The 6,704-nt window shown below is 46.5% G+C and carries 13 protein-coding genes and 3 pseudogenes; 13 read left to right on the forward strand and 3 right to left on the reverse strand.

Annotated features, from left to right (window positions below; genetic code table 11):
- The first annotated feature begins 205 nt into the window (after positions 1 to 205).
- The 12 genes and pseudogenes from EPH95_RS18505 (at position 206) to EPH95_RS19580 (ending at position 5,120) form a co-directional block, all read left to right on the forward strand.
- A pseudogene (locus EPH95_RS18505) lies at positions 206 to 726 on the forward strand (YqeG family HAD IIIA-type phosphatase).
- Positions 723 to 1,826: pseudogene (gene yqeH / locus EPH95_RS18510) on the forward strand (ribosome biogenesis GTPase YqeH). The pseudogenes EPH95_RS18505 and yqeH overlap by 4 nt, the downstream one beginning before the upstream one ends.
- A gap of 2 nt (positions 1,827 to 1,828) precedes the next feature.
- Positions 1,829 to 2,092 carry a shikimate dehydrogenase family protein gene (locus EPH95_RS18515; protein WP_160141856.1) on the forward strand — a complete coding sequence of 88 codons (264 nt, stop codon included), beginning with the start codon at positions 1,829 to 1,831 and terminating at the stop codon, positions 2,090 to 2,092.
- A gap of 68 nt (positions 2,093 to 2,160) precedes the next feature.
- Complete coding sequence (locus EPH95_RS18520; protein ID WP_227004165.1) at positions 2,161 to 2,670, forward strand: shikimate dehydrogenase family protein; 510 nt, start codon at positions 2,161 to 2,163, stop codon at positions 2,668 to 2,670.
- 17 nt (positions 2,671 to 2,687) lie between these two features.
- Positions 2,688 to 3,407, forward strand: a complete 720-nt coding sequence (nadD, locus tag EPH95_RS19365) for a nicotinate (nicotinamide) nucleotide adenylyltransferase (RefSeq protein WP_227003984.1) — start codon at positions 2,688 to 2,690, stop codon at positions 3,405 to 3,407.
- A 315-nt stretch (positions 3,408 to 3,722) separates the two neighbouring features.
- Positions 3,723 to 3,875, forward strand: coding sequence for a hypothetical protein (locus EPH95_RS19025; protein WP_227003985.1), 153 nt, complete (start codon positions 3,723 to 3,725; stop codon positions 3,873 to 3,875).
- A gap of 75 nt (positions 3,876 to 3,950) precedes the next feature.
- Positions 3,951 to 4,088 carry a hypothetical protein gene (locus tag EPH95_RS19030; RefSeq protein WP_160141859.1) on the forward strand — a complete coding sequence of 46 codons (138 nt, stop codon included), beginning with the start codon at positions 3,951 to 3,953 and terminating at the stop codon, positions 4,086 to 4,088.
- On the forward strand, positions 4,089 to 4,280 hold the full coding sequence (locus EPH95_RS19895; RefSeq protein WP_405127468.1) for an RsfS/YbeB/iojap family protein: 192 nt from the start codon (positions 4,089 to 4,091) through the stop codon (positions 4,278 to 4,280).
- Positions 4,205 to 4,447, forward strand: coding sequence for an RsfS/YbeB/iojap family protein (locus tag EPH95_RS19900; RefSeq protein ID WP_405127467.1), 243 nt, complete (start codon positions 4,205 to 4,207; stop codon positions 4,445 to 4,447). The genes EPH95_RS19895 and EPH95_RS19900 overlap by 76 nt, the downstream gene beginning before the upstream one ends.
- 23 nt (positions 4,448 to 4,470) lie before the next feature.
- Positions 4,471 to 4,620 carry a hypothetical protein gene (locus tag EPH95_RS19035; protein ID WP_160141860.1) on the forward strand — a complete coding sequence of 50 codons (150 nt, stop codon included), beginning with the start codon at positions 4,471 to 4,473 and terminating at the stop codon, positions 4,618 to 4,620.
- Positions 4,620 to 4,853: a class I SAM-dependent methyltransferase gene (locus EPH95_RS18540; protein WP_142091405.1), complete on the forward strand. Its 234-nt coding sequence runs from the start codon at positions 4,620 to 4,622 to the stop codon at positions 4,851 to 4,853. The genes EPH95_RS19035 and EPH95_RS18540 overlap by 1 nt, the downstream gene beginning before the upstream one ends.
- A 141-nt stretch (positions 4,854 to 4,994) precedes the next feature.
- Positions 4,995 to 5,120 carry a hypothetical protein gene (locus tag EPH95_RS19580; RefSeq protein WP_264371971.1) on the forward strand — a complete coding sequence of 42 codons (126 nt, stop codon included), beginning with the start codon at positions 4,995 to 4,997 and terminating at the stop codon, positions 5,118 to 5,120.
- A 206-nt stretch (positions 5,121 to 5,326) separates the two neighbouring features.
- Here EPH95_RS19580 and EPH95_RS18545 read toward each other — a convergent pair.
- From EPH95_RS18545 to EPH95_RS18555, 3 genes and pseudogenes are all read right to left on the reverse strand, one after another.
- Positions 5,327 to 5,527, reverse strand: a pseudogene (locus tag EPH95_RS18545) (pyrroline-5-carboxylate reductase dimerization domain-containing protein); the annotation flags it as partial.
- A gap of 12 nt (positions 5,528 to 5,539) precedes the next feature.
- A complete protein-coding gene (locus tag EPH95_RS18550) occupies positions 5,540 to 5,857 on the reverse strand; it encodes a hypothetical protein (protein ID WP_142091407.1) in 318 nt (105 codons plus the stop codon).
- A 10-nt stretch (positions 5,858 to 5,867) separates the two neighbouring features.
- Positions 5,868 to 6,107 (reverse strand): hypothetical protein, encoded by a 240-nt coding sequence (locus tag EPH95_RS18555; RefSeq protein WP_142091408.1) that lies wholly within the window; start codon positions 6,105 to 6,107, stop codon positions 5,868 to 5,870.
- Between the two features lie 88 nt (positions 6,108 to 6,195).
- Between EPH95_RS18555 and EPH95_RS18560 the strand changes: the two genes are divergently transcribed.
- Positions 6,196 to 6,435: a hypothetical protein gene (locus EPH95_RS18560; protein ID WP_142091409.1), complete on the forward strand. Its 240-nt coding sequence runs from the start codon at positions 6,196 to 6,198 to the stop codon at positions 6,433 to 6,435.
- Positions 6,436 to 6,704: the final 269 nt, after the last annotated feature.

The raw sequence follows: 6,704 nt of genomic DNA on the forward strand, positions 1-6,704 counted from the left end.
TATAAAGGTGGGAGAGTAAGTGGATAATATTATCCACAACAGTGTCGATGAAAATTTTGTCGAAAAGTAACTTTAATTTTTTTTTGCCTCATCTCATATAGATCATTTTTTGTTCGATCATTTAGCTTATGTTGAAAAAAAAAGCGATCATCGGTATACTTTCCAGTTAGCAGGAATGTTCGTAGAAAGTGCTCAGGGGGGAATCATGTTATCTTCGATGATGCCGGATCAATTTGCCGAAAGCATATATGAGATTGATCGGGAGGCGTTGCGTGAAAAGGGTATTAAGGGAGTCATCACCGACCTTGACAACACGCTCGTTGCTTGGGATCGAACTGAAGCAACGCCTGAACTGTTAGAGTGGCTCGATGATCTTCACAACGAAGGGTTTAAAATAACCATCGTGTCCAATAATAAAAAGAAACGCGTGCGAACGTTTTCCGAACCGACGGGAATTTCTTTTATTCATTCAGCAAAAAAACCAATGAAACGTGCGTTCCGACGGGCAACGAAGGAGATGGGGCTAAAGAAAGAGGAAGTAGCGTGATTGGCGATCAAATCCTTACGGATGTTCTCGGAGGAAATCGCGGCGGCTATTATACGATTCTCGTTGTCCCTGTTTCGGAAACGGATGGTTGGGCCACAAAAGCGAATCGTAAAGTTGAACAATGGATTATGCGCAAACGTAAAATAAACCGAACGACGGGAGGTGAACGGATGAAATGAGCGAAAGCGCGATTATTTGCTCCGGTTGCGGTGTCCCGGTCCAAACATCTGAACCTTCTCAGATGGGGTATGCCCCTCCTGCTGCCCTGGCCCGCGATGTGATTGTTTGCAAGCGTTGTTTTCGATTAAAACATTACAATGAGATTCCGGATGTGCCCTGCAAGCAGATGATTTTCGCCGGATGTTGAAAACCATCGGACAAACCGACGCGTTGCTGGTGATGCTTGTCGACCTCTTTGATGTTGAAGGAAGCTGGCTGTTGGAGAGAAATGTGCTTAAAAACAATTCGTTGCTCCTCGTCGGCAATAAACGTGATTTATTGCCTCGGTCGGTTAATGAACGCAAGCTGAAAACTTGGATGAAAAAAGATGCGTTGCAAAGAGGGTGGACCCGGAGGATGTATTGTTGATGAATGCTTTTAAAGGAGAGGATGTAAAAGAAGTTGCCTCTCGCATGGACGAGCTCCGGCAAGGAAAAGACGTTTATATATCGGAAGTACGAATGTCGGAAAGTCCACGTTTATCAATCAAATCATAAACGATTTGAAGGCGACGAGGAACAGTTGATTACAACCTCAACGTTTCCGGGCACGACCCTTGCCTTCATCGACCTCCCGTTGGACGATGGACGCAAGCTTTATGACACTCCCGGCATCATTAACCCTAAACAGATGCTGGCAAGGCTCCCGCAACGGGAGATGGCTTCTCTGCAACCGAAAAAGAAATTAAGCCGATCGTGCATCAACTTCAACCGGAACAAACTTTGTTTTTCGGCGGACTTGCCCGTATGGATTTTGTGAATGGGAAGCGAATCATTTCGTTTGTTACTTCCCGCCAGCCTTTAAGCCTCACCGCACGAAGTTAAGCGCTGCCGATGCGTTGTATGAAAAACATGCCGGGGATGAGTTGTTGTCGCCTCCGGATCAAACGTCTCTCGATGAAATTCCGCCTTTTAAAAAACAGGCGTTTCACATCACTCATGAAAAAACAGATGTGGTTATCCCCGGTTTAGGATGGGTGACCGTCGGGAATGCGGGTGCATATATCGAGGTTTACGTACCGGAGCATGTGGAAGTTATAATAAGAGAGGCGATTATTTGATCATGGAAAACTATGCAGTGATCGGCCATCCGATCAGCCATTCAAAATCTCCGCTTATTCACAATCGCCACTTTGAAACGGTGGGGAGAAAAGCCATTTATACGAGTTACGATGTGCCTTCCCGACAGCTTGGCGCTGCCGTTGAAGCATTTCGAACGTTGGATGTGAAGGGTTTTAACGTTACCGTCCCCCATAAAGTGGATATCATCCCTTTTTTGGACGTCGTGGATGAAGAAGCATTGAAAATAGGGCGGTCAACACGGTAGTCAAGCGCGAGGGCAAATGGCATGGATACAATACAGACGGCCAGGGTTATTTGAACGGACTGAAAGAGATGACTGGCTCTAGCCTTACGCAAATGCGCGTGCTCGTAATCGGGGCGGGAGGTGCAGCACGGGCAGTGTCCACTGTGTTGGCCAGACACGGCGTCGAACAACTGGCCATCACGAATCGCACAACTGCACGCGCTGCCGAATTGAAAGAAAATCTTGCCCGGTATATTAATGTGGACGTGTTGGACAAACCGAGCGCGCGACGGTTGCTGTCTTCTTTTGACCTGGTTATTAATACTACTTCGCTCGGAATGAATGAAGCAGATGCGCTGCCGATGGACATCGAGGACATGAAAAGGGATGTTTATCTGAGTGATTTGATTTATAATCCTTTGCAAACCCGTTGGCTGGAAATCGGGCAACCTAAAGCAAAAGCGATTCAAAACGGCCTTTCCATGTTTATTGAGCAAGCTGCGCTTGCCTATGAAATTTGGACAGAAAAGCGTGCGGACCGTGTGTTTATGTCCCGAATGATCCGCGAGGAGATGGAGCAAAATGAAACTAAACAATAAACAGCAAAAATATTTGCGTGCAGAAGCGCAGGCGCTCAAGCCTATTTTCAAGTGGCAAAAACGGTGTCAATCCAAACTTGGTCGCGCAAGTCCGCGATGCATTGGAAGCGCGTGAGTTGGTAAAGGTCACGATATTGCAAAATTGCCCGGAAGATAAAAAACAAGTCGCTCAAAAATTATCGGAACGAAGCCAGTCTGCGCTCGTACAAGTCATCGGGTTTACGATTATCTTGTTCAAGCCGGCAAAAGAAATTCAAAGTACACGTTGCCAAAGCTTGAGGGGTTTCTATGGGGAGAAAAATCGGGATATTGGGAGGACATTCGATCCGCCGCATTTGGCTCATTTAATGATCGCCCAAGAATCCATGGATGCGTGTAATTTGAATGAGGTTTGGTTTATACCGACAAGTATTCCTCCGCATAAGAAAAATGAAGATATGGCAAGTGCGGAAGAGCGGGTCGAGATGACAAGGCTCGCGATCAACAATAGAGACCCATTCAAATTGTGTACGATTGAATTGGACCGGGAAGGTCCATCGTATACGCTGGATACGATTAATATTTTGAAACGTAAATACCCCAATGATGAATTTTACTTTATCATCGGTAGTGACATGGCTGTCAGCTTGCATACGTGGAACGGAATCGAGGAATTAAAAAAGAGCGTCACGTTTATCGTGACGACACGCCCGAATTATACCGTTGGCTCCCCATTTGAAGAGAGTTTATTAAGGTGAATGTCCCTGAAATGGAGCTTTCCTCTTCGGATATTCGGCAACGGGTAAGCAAAAAGAAGCATCCGCTACCTCATGCCTGAAGCGGTGAGAATGTACGTGGAGGAGCATCGTCTGTATGGCTCATGAACGGATTCGACAAAAAGTGCAACAGATGTTGCCGAAAGAAAGATACAACCATACGCTAGCGTGGTGCAGACCGCGATCGCTTTAGCAAAAAAATATGGAATTGATGAAGAAAAGCTGAATTGGCAGCGTTGGTGCATGATTATGCAAAACCTTTGCCGAAGGAACAACTCATTTCTGTCTTAAAACAAAATGAGTCCGATGAAAATTTTCGGAATACGCGGTGTATTGCTTCATGCCCCGGCAGGAGCGTACATTGTGCAAGAAGAGTTTGGCATCCAAGACCCGGAAATTTTTCCGCTATTTATTGGCACACGACGGCCGGCCGCAAATGAGTCTGTTTGAAAAAATTATTTTTTAGCGGATTACATGGAACCGGGCCGGTCGTTTCCGGGATGAGGAAGTGAGAAGGTTGCCGAAGTGGATCTGGATGAGGCGTTGCTCGCCACGTACACAAATACGATCCAACATTTGGTTGCCGGCAAGCGAATGGTCCATCCCATGACGCTCGCTGCTTATAACGATGCCATTAGTGAAAAAAATAAGAGAGGTGTTTAAATGACAGATCATATCCTGGAGACAGCGGTTAAGGCAGCAGATGATAAACATGCCCAAAATATAGTAGCCTTGACATGCAGGGGATATCCATTCTCGCTGATTATTTTTTATCTGCCATGGTTCTTCGTCAAACAAGTGCAGGCGATCGCGGAAGATATCAAAACGAAGCCCAGAAAGCAGACATTCCCGTGAAGCGAATGGAAGGATATGCCAACGGCAAGTGGGTGCTGCTTGATCTTGACGATGTCGTGATTCATATATTCCATGAAGATGACCGTCATATTACAACCTTGAAAAATTATGGGGAGAAGCCCCTGTCGTCTCTCTCGACCACGTGCTTACGTAGTGGTGATGGATAAAGTAAAAGAAGGAGTCTACGGTGATGTACGGAAACGGAGCCTGGCTGTATGATTATTTAATGGAAGACGAGGCCCCATACCGACAATGGTTGGCGTGGACGACAGCACAGCTTAACGATATGGGTGTATCAGAACCTGTGATTGCCGATGTAGGCTGTGCACGGGGACATTAATGTCCATGCTCCTGTCGCGAGGGTATGACGTGCAGGGAATCGATTATTCGCCGGAAATGCTCGCGGTAGCAGATGAAAAGATCCGTGCCGATCATAACATTGCCCGCACCTCCGTGCGCAGCACATGTCTTATTGCAATTGGAAAACCGGTTGACGCGATCGTTGTTTTTGTGATGCCCTCAATTATCTTCATGATGAAACAGAAGTTAAACAACCTTTCGTGCGTTTTATGATCATTTAACCCCGGCGGCTGCTTGCTTTTTGACGTTCATTCTTTAGCGAAAATGCAATTTTATTCCCGGTCTACTTATGGAGACGCAGATGAGACGTCTCCATAATAATGAATAGTTTGCCGTTGAGGAAGAGCCGGGGTCGTGGAACATGAACTGACCTTTTTTGAACGTTTGCCGAATGGGGATTACCGCCGTATTGACGAGTTACACCGGCAACGACATTTCGATTACGGACTATACGCAGTGGCTTCAAGCCGCCGGCTTTGAACAACCCAGCTCACGGCTGATTCACAGCCCGCCCCCCGCAAGCAGATAGTGAACGCATTTCTTTTCGGTCAGAAAAACTTGACTTTTTGCCTTTCTGGATGAGCCAAGTTTTTCTGATGCGTTCATCCGAGTCATTTATGGTAGTGAAAAAGAACTTGACTTTCGTCAATTGTGGTACCTTTATTCTAAATGCTGGAACTTTTCTTTCAAAATGCGTTGATCTTCTGCAAATTTTCATGTGTCGCCGCAATAATCATCGAACACGCCTTCCGTTGTTTTAAAACCTCAAGCCCGACTCCGGTTACTCCTCCGGGCACTTTTACTTTTTCCTGTAATGTTTGTAAATTGTATAATCGCTTCGAAAATAACGTCCCCATCCCGATGATCATTCTTCTGACAAGCGTTCTGCTTGTTTCTCGTCAAATCTGTTTGGCGTGCCGCTGCCAAGTCATCTCCTCCAATAAAAAGCCGAAGAATGCAGGTCCGCAACTGACGATATCGGAACTGCGCGAATCGTTTCTTCCGATACAATTGGGGGACGCTAAATTGTCCCACCCATTCTCAAAGTCTTCCCGTTCTTTTGCCGACCAGCCATTTCCGTATGTCAGCAATGATGCTCCCGTGTGCTTCGGTTGGTAATGCTCGGAACTGCGCGCACGTTTTGCAGGTAACGGCGCTTTGTAACTGCTCGACGTTACTGGACTTGTAATGGAGACGAGCGTGTCGTTCTCGTTCAAAAAAGTTGAATCATCTGTAAAAGGGCAGGAATTGAGGTGCCGCACGCAAACAAAAATAAGATCGCATTGACGAGCTAAACGGTGGCATTGGGTGTAACGTTGACACCAGGATATTCCCGACGGATACGTTCACTTTTTGCAAATTACGGTTGTGACAAAAAAGACGTTCTTCAGGCACGGCACGGGAAGTGACGAGTGTTTCCGCGAGCATGGTGCCCATATTGCCTGTGCCGATAATTCCTGTGGTCATGGGAACCCCCCCCCAACAACATCATACTCTTACCGTTGTATGTTGTGTAAGCAAGTACAATAACCGTTAGAGAAGGAGAAAATGCGCAATGAACCAACGTTATCTTCTTTATGAGGGTCATACTGGTTTTATCATTACGGTGATCGGAGGTTTTTTGTTGTTTACTCCCTCCTCAATACCGAAGAAGACGCATTGCCGGAGACCATTTTTATTTGAAGAAGAGGCGGAGGGCTTAGAAGAGACGGAAACCGAAACCGAACAGAAAGAGAAGAGACGACGGAAGTTTTTGTTGATTGTGAAAGGGAGGTTGCGCCTCCCGGAATTATGAAATGAAGCAGACCGGCGGTCGATGATGCCATTCGTGAAGAGGCGGCGTGACGGAACAGGCAAATGAAAAGGCCATTAATTTGCGGAAAAACTGCAAGATGAGATGGTCGTCTATGTTCCGCATGAAGATGAGGAAGATCATGAAGGAGGGGAGCATCGGCGACAGCTTCCGGCATGACGAGGAAGAGATGATCAACATTAACGACGCTGATGAAACTACGCTGCAACAATTATCCGGGTAGGACCGGTTACGGCGGAGGCCATTGTACA

Source organism: Salicibibacter halophilus (assembly GCF_006740705.1).
In the GTDB taxonomy this organism is placed as follows: domain Bacteria; phylum Bacillota; class Bacilli; order Bacillales; family Marinococcaceae; genus Salicibibacter; species Salicibibacter halophilus.

What these genes read in the sequence shown, in the direction of transcription:
- EPH95_RS18520 (WP_227004165.1), top strand. Translation starts at nt 2,161, where the DNA reads ATGACTGGCTCTAGCCTTACGCAAATGCGCGTGCTCGTAATCGGGGCG.
- EPH95_RS19035 (WP_160141860.1), top strand. Translation starts at nt 4,471, where the DNA reads ATGTACGGAAACGGAGCCTGGCTGTATGATTATTTAATGGAAGACGAG.
- EPH95_RS18515 (WP_160141856.1), top strand. Translation starts at nt 1,829, where the DNA reads ATGGAAAACTATGCAGTGATCGGCCATCCGATCAGCCATTCAAAATCT.
- EPH95_RS19025 (WP_227003985.1), top strand. Translation starts at nt 3,723, where the DNA reads ATGAGTCCGATGAAAATTTTCGGAATACGCGGTGTATTGCTTCATGCC.
- EPH95_RS18560 (WP_142091409.1), top strand. Translation starts at nt 6,196, where the DNA reads ATGAACCAACGTTATCTTCTTTATGAGGGTCATACTGGTTTTATCATT.
- EPH95_RS19895 (WP_405127468.1), top strand. Translation starts at nt 4,089, where the DNA reads ATGACAGATCATATCCTGGAGACAGCGGTTAAGGCAGCAGATGATAAA.
- EPH95_RS19900 (WP_405127467.1), top strand. Translation starts at nt 4,205, where the DNA reads ATGGTTCTTCGTCAAACAAGTGCAGGCGATCGCGGAAGATATCAAAAC.
- EPH95_RS18540 (WP_142091405.1), top strand. Translation starts at nt 4,620, where the DNA reads ATGTCCATGCTCCTGTCGCGAGGGTATGACGTGCAGGGAATCGATTAT.
- EPH95_RS18555 (WP_142091408.1), bottom strand. Translation starts at nt 6,107, where the DNA reads ATGACCACAGGAATTATCGGCACAGGCAATATGGGCACCATGCTCGCG.